This window comes from Actinophytocola gossypii (assembly GCF_025165815.1).
GTDB classification, from domain to species: Bacteria; Actinomycetota; Actinomycetes; order Mycobacteriales; family Pseudonocardiaceae; genus Actinophytocola; species Actinophytocola gossypii.
In genome coordinates this window covers 242,026-256,680 of sequence record NZ_JAFFZE010000012.1, presented here as the reverse complement: position 1 = coordinate 256,680, position 14,655 = coordinate 242,026, and the positions used below count along the sequence as shown (strand labels likewise).

Here is a 14,655-nt window from a genome sequence, read left to right as displayed (position 1 = left end):
CCGCGTCAGGCGAGTACGAAGTAGCGCAACCACAGGTACGGCGCGGCGAGCGCGACGGTGATCAGGGTGACCATGGCGCCCTTGCGGGTGAACTCCCAGAACGAGATCGGCGTGCCGTTGCGCAGCGCGATACCCAGCACGACGACGTTCGCGCTGGCGCCGATCGCGGTCATGTTGCCGCCGAAATCGGCGCCGAGGGCGAGCGACCACCACAGCGCCTCGGCGTGGGTGGGGTTGTCGATGGCGGTGGCGAGCTCGGCGACCAGCGGGCTCATCGTCGCCACGTACGGGATGTTGTCGATGATCCCGGACAGCAGCGCGGACACGAACAGGATCAGCATGACCGCGGTGAGCGCGTCGCCGCCGGTGGCGTCGGTGGCCAGGCCAGCGAGGTCGCCGATGACGCCGGTCTTCACCATCGCGCCGACCATGATGAACAGGCCGGCGAAGAACAGCAGCGTCTCCCACTCGACCGCGGCCAGGAACGCGCTGGGTCGGCTGCGCGAGATCAGCACCAGGATCCCGGCGCCGAGCAGCGCCACCACCGACGGCTCCACGTGGTGCACCGAGTGCGTCACGAACGCGGTGAACACCACGCCCAGCACCACGCCGCACTGCACCAGCAGCCGGGTGTCCTGGATGGCCTCCCGTTCGTTGAGCTCCATCACCCCGGCCGCGCGCTCCGGGTCGACGGCGAACGAGCCGCGGAACAGCCACGGCAGGATCAGGGTGAACACGATCAGCTCGATCACCACGATCGGCGCCATGTGCACCAGGAAGTCGTTGAACGTCAGGCCGGCCCGGCTGCCGATGATGATGTTCGGCGGGTCGCCGATCAACGTCGCCGCGCCGCCGATGTTGGACGCGAGCACCTCGGCGATCAGGAACGGGACCGGGTTGATGTTCAGCCGGTCGCAGACCAGCAGGGTGACCGGCGCGATCAGCAGCACCGTCGTCACGTTGTCCAGGAACGCCGAGGCCACCGCGGTGATCAGCACCAGCAGCACCATGATCCGGCGCGGCGACCCCTTGGCGCGCTTGGCCGCCCAGATCGCGACGTACTCGAACACGCCGGTCCGCCGCAGTACCCCGACGATGATCATCATGCCGAGCAGCAGGAAGATGACGTCCCAGTCGACGCCGGTCTCGTGCGAGTAGAACGCGTCCTCCGAGCCGACCACGCCGACCCCGAGCACGACGCCCGCGCCACCGAGCGCGGCGACCATCTTCGGGATCTTCTCGGTGGCGATCAGGACGTAGGCCACCACGAACACGGCGACCGCGATGACCACGCTCATACCCACCCGCGACCGTTCAGCGCGAGGTCAGCGCGAGTTGCAGCAGCCGGGACGCGGTGATCACGCCGAGCAGCTCCCCGCGCCGCAGCACCGCCGCCAGCGGGCAGCTCAGCCGGGCCATCACGGCGGCGACCTCGACGATCGTGTCGTCGTCGTTCACCACCGCCAGCTCCGGCACGTCGCCGTCGTCCGGGATCAGCGCCCGCACCTTCTTGCCGCGCAGCTTGTCCGCCACCCGGTCGGCCATCGACTCCGACAGCACCCCGGCGAGCGACGGGTCGTCCTGCACGTAGGTCGGCACCAGGATCCGCACCACCTGCGAGCTGGGCAGGATCGACAGCGGCCGGCCGTCGGTGTCGATGACCACCAGGCCGGGCAGCCGCCGCTCGGCCAGCTGAGTGACCGCGTCCCAGGCGTCGTCCTCGACACCGATCACCGGGAAGTCCTCGGCCATCTCGCTCGCGTGCACGGACCGCAGCGTAACCTGATCGACTCCCTTGCGGTTGCCTGACAGTCGGCTCAGGCCACCCCACCCGCGCCCGCTCCCGGGCAACAATCGGTCAGGCAGGTACCCCTCCGGCGCAGGGAGCGCTATGCGCGGCACGACGAAGGTCGGGACGGACTGGGAAGGCCGCCGGGACCAGGTGGCGACGCTGGTCGCACTCGAGGTGCTGCTGCTGTGGCCGAGGGGCCTCGACCCCTCGCCGGCGACCGTCGAGGAGGCCGGCCGGTGGCCGGTGTTCGTGCTGGTCGTCGGGGAGCGGCCACGCGCGGAGATCCCCTCCGCCGAACCCCTGTTCGACCTGCTCGACGCACCCCGGTTCGACGGGGAGATGGCCCTGGTCACCGGGCGCTGCCGGTGGTCGATCGTCGACCCGAGGAACGCCCTGCTCAAGGTCGCCGTGCGGGCCCACGCGCCGGAGCGGTTCGACCTGGACGTGCTGGTCCCGGCCCGCCGCGTGCTCGGCGTCCTGGACGTGGTGGCCCGCGGCGCGACGATCGGCGTGACCACCAGCCGTCATGTGGGCAAACTCACCGGCCGGGTGGACATCCGGCAGGCCCTGCACGAGCTCGTGCTCATCGGGTGTGAGCCGTCGACGGAGCTGGCGACGATGGCCGACCTGCTCCGCCGGACCGGCCCGGTGGACTGACCTGGCTCGGGGACGTCGGCCCCGCGCTGGACGTGGTGACCGTCGGGGTCGGGCCCGCCTCGGTGTCCACGCTCGGCGGCGCCGGCGGCTGCTGGATCGAGGTCTCCTCCAGGGGCTGCGGCTCGTCCTGACTGGTCACCCCGCAGCCGGCCACTCCCAGCACGGCCACCCCCAGCACGGCCAGCGCCGCGAGCACCGGGCGAACACACGTCATTCCGTCACCTCCGGAAGTTCCACCACGAAGCGTGCCCCACCGCCGGGCCGGTCCTCCACCCACACCCGCCCGTGGTGCCGGCGAACGTGCTGCGAGACCAGCGCGAGCCCGAGCCCGACCCCGCCGCTGTCGGCCGAGGCGCACCGCGCGGGCGATCCGCGCGCGAACCGCTCGAACACCTGGTCGCGCGCCCCGGCCGGGACACCGGGGCCGGCGTCGTCGACCTCGATCCGGGCGTGCCCGTCCCGGCGCAGCACGCCGAGCCGGACCAGCCCGCCGCCGTGCCGCCCGGCGTTGTCCAGCAGGTTCGCCACCGCGCGCTCCAGCCGGACGCGGTCGGCCAGCACCCACGCGTGGTCGGCGATGGCCAGCGCGTCCGGCGGCACCGGGCCGTGCCGGCCGGCGATGGCCGTGACCAGCGGCGCGAGGTCGACCAGCTCGAAGGTGGAGCGGTCGGTGTCGTGGTCGCCGCGGGAGATCTCCAGCAGGTCGTCGACCATCCGGCGGAACCGCCGCAGGTCGGTGTCGAGCAGGTCGACGGCGTGCCGGCTGCCGGCCGGCAGGTCGGCGCTGCGGCGCTGGAGCACGGCCATGGCGTTGAGCATCGTGGTCAGCGGGGAGCGCAACTCGTGGCTGACGTCGCCGGCGAACCGGGTGTCGCGGGTCACCCGCTGCTGGAGCCGGTCGGCGGTGTCGTTGAACGCCTCGGCCAGCGGGACCAGGTCGGGGTCGCCGGTGGACGGCAGCCGGACGTCGAGGTCGCCGCGGGCGGTGCGGGCGGCGGTCTCGGTGAGCCGGCGCAGCGGGCGCAGGGCGTGGTTGGTGGCCCACCGGCCGAGCAGGGCGCCGGCCAGGCCGCTGGCGACGGTGCCGGCCACCAGGAGCCAGCTGAGGAAGCGGAAGGTACGGTCGAGTTCGCGCATCGGGGAGACCTCGACGTAGGTGGCGCCCAGTTCGGGTAGCGGGAGGCCGACGGCGAGTACGGGTGCGCCGCCGAGCATGGTCCGCTGGTGGGCCGGGACGCCGCCCTGCACGAGCCGCAGGAACCCGGTGGGCAGGCGCGTTGGGTCGACCAGGTTGCCGCCGGTGATCCACTCGCCGTCGTCGACCACGAGCACGCCGGACTCGTACTCCGCACCGAGCCCGGTGAGCAGTTCGGCGAGCCCAGGGGACTCCCGGTCCAGCGCGGCCGCGACCAGGCGGGCGTTGCCGCTGGCCTGGCGGATGGCGCTGTGTTCGCGCTGGTCGAGCATGTAGCCGGTGGACAGCAGCCAGGTGGCGACCGCGAGGGTGCCGGCGACCACGAGCGTCACCAGGCTGAACCACGCCATGACGCGCGTTCGCAGCGGGAGGCGGCTCGCGCTCATGTGGCGGTCGTACCCCACGACGGCCCTGGTCGAGTGATCGCGGAGCCGAATGTCAGAGAGTCGTCAGGTCGACCGGCGCGCACAGCACGGAGGATGACCTTGAGCGAAATTCGATTAGGAGCGTGAGCCCGGTTCCATGTACCGCTACGAGCAGCACTGCCCGGTCGCCCGAGCGGCCGAGGTGGTGACCGAGCCGTGGACCCTGCTGATCCTGCGTGAGCTGCTGTACGGCGGCGAGCGCCGGGCCGACATAGCGCGCGGCCTGCCCAAGATCTCCAACTCGTTGCTGGGGGCACGGCTGCGCACGCTCGAGGCCAACGGCCTGGTCACCCACGAAGCGGGGGCCAAGGGCGAGAAGCGGTACCGCCTCACCCAGGCGGGGGAGGAGCTGCGCCCGGTCGTCGAGGAGCTGGGCAGGTGGGGCCAGCGCTGGCTCAACCGTCCGCGGCTCGCGGACCTGGACCCGGAGCTGCTGGTGTTCGACATCTGCCGGGAGATCGACCGGGCGCGGCTCCCGGAGGACCCGCTGACGGTGGACGTGGACTTCGCCGACGCGCCGCCCCCGCGCCGCTGGAGCCTGATCCTGTCCACGGATGAGGTGGCGGTCCGCGAGGGCGCCCCGAAGTCACCGGCGAGCGTGCAGCTCAACTGCACCCTGGGCGCGCTGGCGAACGTGTGGCTGGGCAACCAGAGCTGGCTGGAGGCCGTGCGCGACCACGCCATCGTGTTGTCCGGCGAGAGCGCCGCGGTGCGTTCCCTGATCGACTGTCTTGGTGCGAGCCGCTACGCCGGCGCGGGCGAGAGATGACCGTGCCGCCGGGAACACGCGTGCTGGCCCGGGCGAGGTTGCCCGATGTCGACCCGGAGTTCCTGGCGGACGTGCGGCGGTGGCTAAAGTCGCCGCTGCACGGCTGCACCCCCGGTGCGGTGCGGGAGGCCGCCGTGGTGCTGGGGGAGTTGCTGGGGAACGCGTTCCGGCACGCCCGGCCGCCGTTCACGGTCGAGGTGTCGTTGCCCAGCCCCGGCACGGCCGTCCGGATGGCGGTCCACGACGCCACCCCGTCGCCCGCGGCCGGCTGGCCCCTTGGCCGCGGCCTCACGATCGTCCGCCGCCTCTGCCCGGACTGGGGCGTCGAACGCGACGCCGACGGCAAGGCGGTGTGGGCGGAGTTACCGGTTCTCGTCGCCCCGGTCTAGGTCCACGAACTCGCGGCCGGTGTCGTCGTCCGGGTGCCCGTACGAGGTGAGGAAGTAGCTCGACCCCCGTCGTTGGACGTCGTCGGGTTCGAGAAATGAATCGTCATACCTTAATATCGCCTTCTCGTCTTCTTCTGCCGTCGAGGGCTCATGGTTGCCGGAGTCTAAATGCCAGATCAGGTTTCGAGCCGATGCGGTGAAGACGATTTCGGCCGAGGATCTAGAGTTGTTGGATGAGCAGCATACTCGCTATATGAGTGAAGGTGACCTGCGCGATCGGCTGACCAGGGGTATCGTCCTTCCGGTTATCGCGATCATGAAGGCGGTTTCGGATCTTTCCACACTTAGAGGTGTCATGAGTAGATATGTTTCGAATCAGGTTTTTATTCATAAGGATATGCGCGACTGGTGGGATGCTCGACGGGTAAATGATTGAGGTTTGCAACTTTGTCCGAGAAACGCGGTGATCGTGCATTTCGACCTGAGTGACGAGAACTTTGGGTCGGACCGTGAGCGTAATGAAGTTCGCGCGCTAGGAAGGGAGGTTGAAAATGCGCTCGAAGTTGGTGGCGTAGGAACGTTGGATGGTCATGGATTTGGTGACGGGGAGGCGACACTGAGCCTTTGCCAACCTGGTGAGGGGGCTGGCCAGCGGTTGTGCGCGTGGCGTGCGGCCCGGGAGTGGATGTGCCAGCGCTGCGGCCGTCGTGGACAGCTTGGTGGGGGCGGTGGTAAAGGTGGTGCCCACCGTCCTGGGCGGACGGATCGATCGCGTCGCCTTCGCGGTTGGAGTGTCCGACACTCCTACGTTTGACCTGTTCCCTAGAGTCCGGCGGGTGAGTGAGAACGAAGCGTTGGATCGGACCCGCCGAGACTACGACGAGGTCGCCGAGTTGTACGACGACATGGTGCGACAGGGCGACCAAGTCATCGATGCGCTGTCAGCAGGGATGATCAACGCCTTCGCCGACCTCGTCCGCGCCGGTGGGTCGGTGGGTGCTGTGGTCGATGCGGGTTGCGGTCCCGGACAGTGGACCGATCACCTGGATCGAGCCGGTATCCGGGCTTACGGGATCGATCTGTCACCGGCCATGGTCGCGATCGCCCGCCGGTATCGTCCCGACCTGCGCTACGAGGTCGGTTCTATGCTCCATCTCGACGCAGGGGACGAGTCGATCGCGGGCATCCTGGCGCACTTCTCGTTGATCCACACGCCGCCGGACCTGCTTCCGCGCGTCCTGACCGAGTTCGCCCGAGTGGTAGAGCCGGGCGGACCCCTGCTGATCGGTGTGCAGATCACCGACACCGCAGACACCAACGGTTGGGTCCCGTACGACCACAGAGCCTCACCGGCGTATCTGTGGACCCTCGACGCGCTCGCCGACCGACTGCGCGAGCACGACTTCGCCGAGCTCGGACGCCTGCGAATCGTTGCTCCGGCGCCGGGCAAGCCGCCCGCCGGATACCTGCTGGCGCGCCATGAGGCCAGAAGTAACGAATAAATTTGCCGACCTGGGCGGGCAGTCAGCGGTGTGCAGCGTGGCGTGACCTCGAATGGGTGAATCTCCTGGTAGACGGGCGATTGCCTAGATCAACACGTCCAACCAGGAGCTCAACGTGCTGTCCTACCCGTCCGGGATGACCGTGTCCAGCCGCGCCCTCGGCGTGCTCTCCGATGCGCTGCGAGCGCAGCGCAACCAGCGCCGAACTCGGTGGCGGAAGCTCTCGCCCGGCCGGCAGGCGCTGCTCGTGGTCGCGCACCTGCGTAAGGGCGAGACCTACGCCGACCTGGCCTGCGGCTTCCGCATCGGGACCTCGACGGTGTACCGGTACATCCGTGAGGCGCTCGAACTGCTCTCCGCGATGGCTCCCACCCTGGCCCAGGCGATCGAGGTCGCCCGCCGCAAGGCGTTCGTGATCCTCGACGGCACCCTGCTGCGCATCGACCGGGTAGGCATGACATCGGGCTATGACCGGGCCTTCTACTCCGGCAAGCACAAGGCCCACGGGCTGAACGTGCAGGTCGTCGCCGACCCGATCGGCCGGCTGGTGTGGATCTCGCCGCCGCTGCCCGGCGCGAGACATGACATGGGCGCTGCCCGTGAGCACGGGATCATCGACGCGCTGGCCACCCACGAGATCCCCGCGGCGGCCGACACCGCCTATCAGGGCGCCGGGCCGACGGTCGCGGTTCCGCAGCGGCGCCGTCGGAAGGATCTGGGCACCGGCCGCTACCGGCGCCTGTCCCGGAACCAGAAGGACGTCAACACCGCCCACGCCCGCCGCCGTGGACCCGGCGAGCGGGCCAACGCCGAGCTGAAGAACTGGCGGGTCCTGCGGAAGATCCGCTCCACCCGAACACCGCCCACCGGCTCATCGCCGCAGTTCAGACCCTCATGATCGCCAGCGCATGATCAGGTTGGCAAAGGCTCACTGTGTCTCTATGGCTCGAATGCGGGCGCTCTGTACGAGTCGATTTCAATGCTGCTGCAGGACAGTCCCATACGTCCCGATTACGTGATCCTGCGTTTCGGCGAGGCGGATGACCCGGCGTCGTAGGAGGGAGGCTCCGGCATCTGGCACAGTGCACGTCTGTGCGTGTTGTGAGGGTTCTCGGGGTGGTCTGGGGTGCGGTGGGGGTGCTGGGCGGGGTGGCGCCGGCGGCTCACGCCGACGAGGAGTTGCCGCCGAAGTTGGACGTGGACGCGGCGATCGAGGCGCTCGCGGACACCGACATCCACCGGGCGCCGGGGGCGGTGGCGTACCTGGACGAGGACGTCGTGCGGGAGGCGTTGCCGGACGGGGTGAAGGTGCTGGTCGCGCCGTACATGGGGCCGATCGAGCCGGGGGCGAACTACGCGGACGGGGACGCGCATCTCGCCGAGGTTTACCAGCCACTTGATGACTGGGCTACCGAGAACGATGTGGGGCTCGTCGTGGTCGAGGGGATCTACGTCTCCGTCTACGGGGAGCGCGGCGCGGGGATCGGGCCGACCGACCTCCCTTCCCTGCGGCAGACCACCGCCTACCTGGACGTCACCTCGCCGGTGGTCTACGGGGCGAAGTTCGCGGGCGGCGACGATGATCCGGAGGACACCGTTCCACCGACCGATACCGTCGAGCCGTCGGAGGAGCAGGTCGACGAGGTGGTGGCGGCTTTGCGGGACGAGCGGGTGTACAACGCGCCGGGCCGCGAGGACACCATCGACCCCGTGGTCACCGACCTCGCGGACGAGTTCGGGATCTCGGTTCGGGTCGCGGCGTTTCCGGTCGTCGAGCCGGGGGAGCGGGTGGTGGACTACGCGCCCGCCCTCGCTCGGGCGTTTCCGGATGACCTGATCCTGGTGACCACCGGGCGGTGGTTGGACGTCGCGGGGGCGGAACGGGACAAAGCCGTCTCGGCGCGGGATTACGCGTTCGGGCGGTTCCAGATCGGGAGCTTCCGGCAGGGCAGCTCGATGAACGACCGGATCGGGACGGTGTTGGAGCGGCTGGACACCTTGCTGGAGGAGACCGCGTTCGGGCGGCCGCAGCCCGCGCCGCAGCCGCCGGTTCCGGAGTTCGACGTGCGGCAGACGGTCGGCGCGATCGGGCCATGGGTGCTGGTCGGGTCGGCCGCGGTGCTCGGCGCGGGCGGGGTGCTCGGGTACCGGCGACGCGCCGCCCGGCGGGAGCGCGCCGAGGAACTCGCCCTGCACCGGGCCGGTGCCGCCGCGATGGCCAGGATCGGGCAGTTGGGGGCTCGGCTGCTGGCGGCCGGCGAACGCGGTGAGGACGTCGACCCCGCTGCGGCCGAGCGGCACGCGACCGCCCGGAGCCTCTACGACCGGGCACACACCGCCGCCGCCATGGCCGAGGTGATCAAGATCGCCGACGAGGGGGTGCGGCTCTCGTGAGGGCGAGCACGCGCAAGCGCATCGGCAGCTGGCTGAACCGCGACCACTGGGGCATCCCGCACTGGGTTCTCGCCATGCTGGCGATCGGCGTGCTCCTCGGCTACCTCGTGTTCGGGCGCGAGGTGGAGGAGCCGCACCGGATCTCCGACCGGGTGCGGGCGATCGCCGAGGGGCTGCGGACGACCTCGGTGTACGAGGAGGAGCCGGGCGTTCCGGGCGTCATCGATCCGGAGCGGGCCAGGGAACTGCTCGGCGACCGGCCGATCGTGCTGGTGCTGCTCGACGACACGCCCCTGCCGGAGCCGACCGAGCCGCTGACCTCCTCCGTCGGCGACCTGTGCGACGAGATCGCCTCGGTCGTCACCACGAGCCTGGTCGTCGTGTACGCCACCATCCACACCGGCGAGTACGACCAGGCCTACTGCACCGGCCCGCAGTTCTCCAACCCGGACAACCCGGTCGACGCGGACAACTACAACTTCGGGCTGATCGGGGTCGCCGAGCTCGCCTGGCAGTACCGGACCTCCGAGACCGACCGGTTCCCCGAGGTCGAGGAGTTCGTCTACGCCTTCGACGCGCAGGCCAGGGAGGACTACCCGGACGGCGTCCCGACCCGCGCGGTCGTCGTGCCCCCGCCACCGACCCCGGACGCGTTGCAGACCAGGCAGGTCGTGCTGTCCCTCGGCGGGCTGCTGCTCGCCCCGGTCGCCCTGTTCGCCCTGCTCCGCTTCGCCGGCGGCACGCTGCGGCGGCGGGACGGGCGCGCGGCGCGGCGCCGTACCCGGCAGGAGGCCGCGGGCGCCCGGCTCAGCGCGCTCGCGGACGCCGTCCTGCACCCGCCGGAACCGGCCGACGCCGCCACGGCCCAGCGGCAGGCCGACCTCGCCGGGCGGTACACGCTCCTGCTCGGCTCCTACGAGGACGCCCGCACCGACCAGGACCTCGACGACCTGGAAGCGGAGCTGACCGAGCTGGAAACAGCCCTCAGAGGGTGAGCACGACCTTGATGTCGTCCGGCTCCGGCTGGAACGCCTTCTCGAACTCCGCCAGCGGCACGCGGCGGGTGATCAGCCCGGCCAGCCAGTCCTGGTCGGCCATGGTCAACGCGTCCGCCGCCGCCCGGTAGTGGCGCTGGTTGGCGTTCACCGAGCCGACCACGGCGTCGTTCTCCAGCACGATCTCGCGGTTCAGCGCGCCCAGGTCGACCCGCAGCGACCGGCCCGCCGACGACACGCCGGTGAGGCAGACGACGCCGTAGTGGTTCGTCGCCCCCATCGCCTCGAAGATCACCGACGACACGCCGGTGGCCTCGATGACCACGTCCGGCTCGCTGTCGCGGACGGCCTCGGCGACGCCGTCGTGGTGGTAGGTCGCGCCGAGCCGCCGCACCAGGTCCGGTTTCGGGCCGTCGGTGACCACGTCCAGCACGTGCACGTCCAGGCCGCGCTGCGCGCCGATCATCGCCGCCAGCATGCCGATCGGGCCGGCGCCGGTGACCAGTACCCGCTCCGGCTCGAACCACGACCGCCCGCCCACCAGGTCGACCTGCTCCCACGCCTTCGCGACCACGCTCGTCGGCTCCAGCAGCACGCCGACCTCGGACAGGGCGGGGTCCAGCCGCACCGCGTACTCCGCCGGCACCCGCCACGCCTCGCTGGCGTAGCCGTCCAGCTCCTTGATCCCGCGCTCGGTGTACCGGCCGTTGCGGCACATGTCGAACTGGCCGTGCGCACACGCTCCGCACGGCTCCGGGTCCGGGCGGCGGACCACGCCGACGACCAGGTCACCGGAGGCGAAGCCGGACCCGTCCGGGGCCGAACGCACCCGGCCGAGCGACTCGTGCCCCAGCACCAGCCGGTCCCGGCCGGGCGGCGCGGTGCCGTACTCGCCGGCGATGATCTCCCGGTCGGTGCCGCACACGCCGACCGCGAGACCCTCGACCAGCAGTTCGCCCTCGGCCGGTTCCGGGTCGGGCACGTCGGTGACGGCGAGCGAACCGGGCCGGTCCGGACGCAGCGACAGGGCACGCATCAGGAACCTCCGAGGTAGCGTGCGGAGTTCACCAGGCCGATGTGGCTGAACGCCTGCGGGGTGTTGCCCACCTGCCGCCGCGCCCGCGTGTCGTACTCCTCCGACAGCAGCCCCACGTCGTTGCGCAGGTCCAGCAGCCGCTCGAACAGCTCGTGCGCCTCCCGGTTCCTGCCCATCCCGATCAGCGCGTCGACCAGCCAGAACGAGCACGCCAGGAACGCGCCCTCCTCGCCGGGCAGCCCGTCGACGCCGCCGTCGGTCGACATCCGGTACCGCAGCACCAGCCCGTCCTCGCACAGCTCGCGGCGCACCGCCTCGACCGTGCCGACCACGCGTTCGTCGTTCCACGGCAGGAACCCGACGCGGGGGATCAGCAGCAGCGCGGCGTCCAGCCCGGTGGAGCCGTAGAACTGGGTGAACGTGCCTCGGTCGGCGTCGTAGCCCCGCGCGCACACCTCGTCGTGGATGCGTCGCCGCAGGTCGCGCCAGCGCTCGACCGGGCCCGCCAGCCCGTGCCGCTCCACCGCGTACACCGCGCGGTCCACGCCGGCCCAGGCCATCACCTTCGAGTGGGTGAACTGCCGCCTCGGCCCGCGTACCTCCCACAGGCTGTTGTCCGGCGCGTCCCACGAACCTTCCAGGAAGTCCAGCAGCGCGCGCTGCAGGTCCCAGGCGTCGGTGGACGGGGCAAGGCCGGCGTCGCGGGCCAGGTGCAGGCCGTCGAGCACCTGGCCCCACACGTCGAGCTGGAGCTGCTCGGCGGCGGCGTTGCCGATCCGCACCGGGCGGGCGCCCTCGTAGCCGCCGAGCCAGTCCACTGTGTACTCCGGGATCCGGCGGGTGCCGTCGAGCCCGTACATGATCCGCAGGTCGGCCGGGTCACCGGCGACCGCGCGCAGCAGCCACTCCCGCCACGCCTTGGCCTCCTCGACGTACCCGGTGCCGAGCAGCGCCTGCAGCGTCAGGCTCGCGTCGCGCAGCCAGCAGAAGCGGTAGTCCCAGTTCCTCGGTCCGCCGAGCTGCTCGGGCAGCGAGGTGGTGGCCGCGGCGACGATCCCGCCGGTCGGGCCGTAGGTCAGTGCCTTGAGCGTGACCAGCGAACGCCGGACGGCCTCGCCGTACTCGCCGTCGTAGTCGCACCGGCCGATCCAGTCGTCCCAGTACCGGCAGGTGTCGTCGACCGCGACCAGCCCGTCGATCGCCCTGGGCGCCGGCAGGTGCGACGGCGAGTACGTCAGCACGAACGGCACCCGGTCACCCTCGGCGACCTCGAAGGTGGCGCCGATCCGCCCGTCGTCGACCTCGGTCGGCACCGGGCCGGACAGCCATACCGCGTCCGGGCCGGCGATCGCGGACAGCTCGCCGTCGACCTGGCGCACCCACGGGTCGACCGAGCCGTAGTCGAAGCGCAGGTTCAGGTCCAGGTGCATCCGCACCCGCCCGGACACGCCGACCACGACCCGGACCACGTCGGCGGCCTGCTCGCGCGGCGGCATCAGGTCGAGGACCCGCACGGTGCCGGCCGCGGTCCGCCACTCGGTCTCCAGCACCAGCGAGTCGCCGAGGTAGCGCCGGGAGCACGACCCGCCGCCCGCCGGCGCGAGCAGCCAGCGCCCGGCGCTCTCGTCGTCGAGCAGCGCGGCGAAGCAGGCGGGCGAGTCGAACCGAGGCAGGCACAGCCAGTCGATCGACCCGTCCCGGCCGACCAGCGCCGCGGTCTGCAGGTCACCGATCAGCGCGTAGTCCTCGATCCTGCCGACCAAGCCCATTCCCTCCCATCGGACGCCACGCATCAGGCGGTCTGGCTGACGTACTCCGCGGCCCGGCGGGCGGGCAGGCGATTGGCGATCGCGTACCCGTAGACCAGCGCGCTGAACACGGCCAGCACGAGGAAACCCCACAGTAGTGACAGCGGGCCGTCGCCGCCGTTCAGGATGAGACCGGGGTCGGCGGGCGCGTTCGGGTCGATGTCGCCGAGGTAGCTGACCACGGCCAGGCCAACCACCCAGATCGGGAACCAGGAGCCGGCGCGGAAGTCCAGCGGCGGCATCCGGTCCTTGTTCACCGCGTGGTAGACGGCGAACAGGACGTAGCCGGCGAGCAGCGCGATGAACATCTTCTCGTTGATCGCCCAGCCGGACCAGAACACCAGCAGGCTGGAGGCCAGGAACGCCAGGAACGGGAACAGGTCGCCGCCCGGCACCCGGAACGGGCGGTCCTGGTCGGGCAGCTGCCGGCGCATCGCGCCCACCACGAGCGGCCCGGCGCCGAAGGACACCGCGAACGCGGAGGTGATGAACCCGATGAACTGCTGCCAGCCGGGGAACGGCAGGAAGAAGAAGCAGCCGACCACGAACATCACCACGACCGAGATCCACGGGATGCCGCGGCTGTTCAGCTTGGTCAGCGCCTTGGGCGCGTTGCCGTTGCGGGCGTTGGCGTAGGCGAGGCGGGTGGTCACGCCGGCGTAGATCAGTCCGGTGTCGGCCGGCGAGATCACCGCGTCGACCCGGAGCAGCACCGCGAGCCACACCGCGCCGAGCACCAGCGACAACCCGGCCAGCGGCCCGGCGGCGTCCTCGAAGGCGAGCGCGGCCCAGCCGTCCTCGAGCAGGTCCGGCGGCAGCGCGGTGAGGAACGCGATCTGCAGCGCCACGTAGATGACGCTGGTGATGACGATCGAGCCGATGACCGCGTACGGCACGTTGCGCCTCGGGTTGTCGGTCTCGCCGGCGAACTCGATGCCGTTGCGGAACCCGAGGTAGGCGAACGCGACCCCGGCCGCGGGGATGGCGGCGAACACCGACCCGAACCCGCTCGGCGCGAACCCGCCCTCGGCGGTCAGGTTGCCCGGGTTGAACGCCAGCACCACGAAGGCCACCACGACCAGCGCGATCACCGCGAGCTTCCACCAGACCAGCGCGTTGTTGAGCCGGGCGAACAGCCGCACGCCGAGCACGTTCACCAGGCTGTAGAGGAACATCAGCACGATCGCGACCACGAGCCCCGGCCCGGTGAGCACGAACACGCCCTCCTCGGAATCCATCAGCCACGGGATGTACGGGTCGGCGTACTGGGTGGTCGCCAGCACCTCGATCGGGGTGACGGCGGCCGCGGCCAGCCAACTGGTCCAACCGGAACTGAAGCTCGCGAACGAACCGAACGAGTAGTGCGGGAACCGGATGATGCCGCCGGACACCGGGAACATCACGCCCAGCTCCGCGTACACCAGACCGATGATCATGATCATCAGTCCGCCGATCACCCAGGACAGGATCGCTGCCGGCCCGGCGATCTGCGCCGCGTACAGCGCCCCGAACAGCCATCCGGAGCCGATGATCGCCCCGACTCCGGTGAACAGCAGGCTGCCTCGGGTTACGTCCCGACGCAATCCGGTGTCCAGGCGCACGTCGACCTGGCGTGGCGCCTCGTTCGTGCTCGTCACTGTTCCGCCTCCCCGGATTCATCCCTTGTGGTCACGATGTGGATAGAAGCGCTCGG

Annotated in this window: 13 protein-coding genes and 1 pseudogene; 8 read left to right on the top strand and 6 right to left on the bottom strand. The window is 70.8% G+C overall.

The window, feature by feature from the left end; all coding sequences use genetic code 11:
* Positions 1 to 5: 5 nt before the first annotated feature.
* The gene (locus JT362_RS15060; RefSeq protein ID WP_260191822.1) at positions 6 to 1,298 is read right to left on the bottom strand and encodes an ArsB/NhaD family transporter; all 1,293 of its coding nucleotides are present in this window, start codon (positions 1,296 to 1,298) and stop codon (positions 6 to 8) included.
* Positions 1,299 to 1,314: 16 nt separating this feature from the next.
* Positions 1,315 to 1,767, bottom strand: a complete 453-nt coding sequence (locus tag JT362_RS15055; protein WP_260191821.1) for a CBS domain-containing protein — start codon at positions 1,765 to 1,767, stop codon at positions 1,315 to 1,317.
* A gap of 124 nt (positions 1,768 to 1,891) precedes the next feature.
* On the opposite strand from JT362_RS15055, the gene JT362_RS15050 reads away from it, so the two are divergent.
* Entirely contained in the window at positions 1,892 to 2,449 is a 558-nt protein-coding gene (locus JT362_RS15050; RefSeq protein WP_260191820.1) for a hypothetical protein, read from the top strand.
* A 210-nt stretch (positions 2,450 to 2,659) separates the two neighbouring features.
* On the opposite strand, the gene JT362_RS15045 is transcribed toward JT362_RS15050, so the two are convergent.
* Positions 2,660 to 4,030, bottom strand: a complete 1,371-nt coding sequence (locus JT362_RS15045) for a HAMP domain-containing sensor histidine kinase (protein WP_260191819.1) — start codon at positions 4,028 to 4,030, stop codon at positions 2,660 to 2,662.
* A gap of 136 nt (positions 4,031 to 4,166) precedes the next feature.
* Between JT362_RS15045 and JT362_RS15040 the strand changes: the two genes are divergently transcribed.
* From JT362_RS15040 to JT362_RS15010, 7 genes and pseudogenes are all read left to right on the top strand, one after another.
* Positions 4,167 to 4,838, top strand: coding sequence for a winged helix-turn-helix transcriptional regulator (locus JT362_RS15040; RefSeq protein ID WP_260191818.1), 672 nt, complete (start codon positions 4,167 to 4,169; stop codon positions 4,836 to 4,838).
* Complete coding sequence (locus tag JT362_RS15035; RefSeq protein ID WP_260191817.1) at positions 4,835 to 5,227, top strand: ATP-binding protein; 393 nt, start codon at positions 4,835 to 4,837, stop codon at positions 5,225 to 5,227. Before JT362_RS15040 ends, JT362_RS15035 begins: the two co-directional genes overlap by 4 nt.
* Before the next feature lie 196 nt (positions 5,228 to 5,423).
* Positions 5,424 to 5,663, top strand: coding sequence for a hypothetical protein (locus JT362_RS15030; RefSeq protein ID WP_260191816.1), 240 nt, complete (start codon positions 5,424 to 5,426; stop codon positions 5,661 to 5,663).
* Between the two features lie 400 nt (positions 5,664 to 6,063).
* Positions 6,064 to 6,729, top strand: a complete 666-nt coding sequence (locus JT362_RS15025) for a class I SAM-dependent methyltransferase (RefSeq protein WP_260191815.1) — start codon at positions 6,064 to 6,066, stop codon at positions 6,727 to 6,729.
* Between the two features lie 115 nt (positions 6,730 to 6,844).
* A pseudogene (locus JT362_RS15020) lies at positions 6,845 to 7,641 on the top strand (transposase family protein).
* A gap of 180 nt (positions 7,642 to 7,821) precedes the next feature.
* Positions 7,822 to 9,123, top strand: a complete 1,302-nt coding sequence (locus JT362_RS15015; protein WP_260191814.1) for a hypothetical protein — start codon at positions 7,822 to 7,824, stop codon at positions 9,121 to 9,123.
* Positions 9,120 to 10,118 carry a hypothetical protein gene (locus JT362_RS15010; protein ID WP_260191813.1) on the top strand — a complete coding sequence of 333 codons (999 nt, stop codon included), beginning with the start codon at positions 9,120 to 9,122 and terminating at the stop codon, positions 10,116 to 10,118. Before JT362_RS15015 ends, JT362_RS15010 begins: the two co-directional genes overlap by 4 nt.
* Here the strand turns inward: JT362_RS15010 and JT362_RS15005 are convergent.
* Genes JT362_RS15005 through JT362_RS14995 form a run of 3 tightly spaced genes read right to left on the bottom strand, consistent with a single transcriptional unit; the run spans position 10,108 to position 14,599 of the window.
* Positions 10,108 to 11,154, bottom strand: coding sequence for a glucose 1-dehydrogenase (locus tag JT362_RS15005; protein ID WP_260191812.1), 1,047 nt, complete (start codon positions 11,152 to 11,154; stop codon positions 10,108 to 10,110). The genes JT362_RS15010 and JT362_RS15005 overlap by 11 nt on opposite strands.
* Complete coding sequence (locus JT362_RS15000) at positions 11,154 to 12,917, bottom strand: glycoside hydrolase family 15 protein (protein ID WP_260191811.1); 1,764 nt, start codon at positions 12,915 to 12,917, stop codon at positions 11,154 to 11,156. Before JT362_RS15000 ends, JT362_RS15005 begins: the two co-directional genes overlap by 1 nt.
* Before the next feature lie 29 nt (positions 12,918 to 12,946).
* Positions 12,947 to 14,599, bottom strand: coding sequence for an APC family permease (locus JT362_RS14995; protein ID WP_260191810.1), 1,653 nt, complete (start codon positions 14,597 to 14,599; stop codon positions 12,947 to 12,949).
* Positions 14,600 to 14,655: the final 56 nt, after the last annotated feature.

Excerpts from the sequence above, each read along its gene's own strand:
- JT362_RS15050 (WP_260191820.1), top strand. The coding sequence starts at position 1,892 with ATGCGCGGCACGACGAAGGTCGGGACGGACTGGGAAGGCCGCCGGGAC.
- JT362_RS15040 (WP_260191818.1), top strand. The coding sequence starts at position 4,167 with ATGTACCGCTACGAGCAGCACTGCCCGGTCGCCCGAGCGGCCGAGGTG.
- JT362_RS15035 (WP_260191817.1), top strand. The coding sequence starts at position 4,835 with ATGACCGTGCCGCCGGGAACACGCGTGCTGGCCCGGGCGAGGTTGCCC.
- JT362_RS15060 (WP_260191822.1), bottom strand. The coding sequence starts at position 1,298 with ATGAGCGTGGTCATCGCGGTCGCCGTGTTCGTGGTGGCCTACGTCCTG.
- JT362_RS15045 (WP_260191819.1), bottom strand. The coding sequence starts at position 4,030 with ATGAGCGCGAGCCGCCTCCCGCTGCGAACGCGCGTCATGGCGTGGTTC.
- JT362_RS15005 (WP_260191812.1), bottom strand. The coding sequence starts at position 11,154 with ATGCGTGCCCTGTCGCTGCGTCCGGACCGGCCCGGTTCGCTCGCCGTC.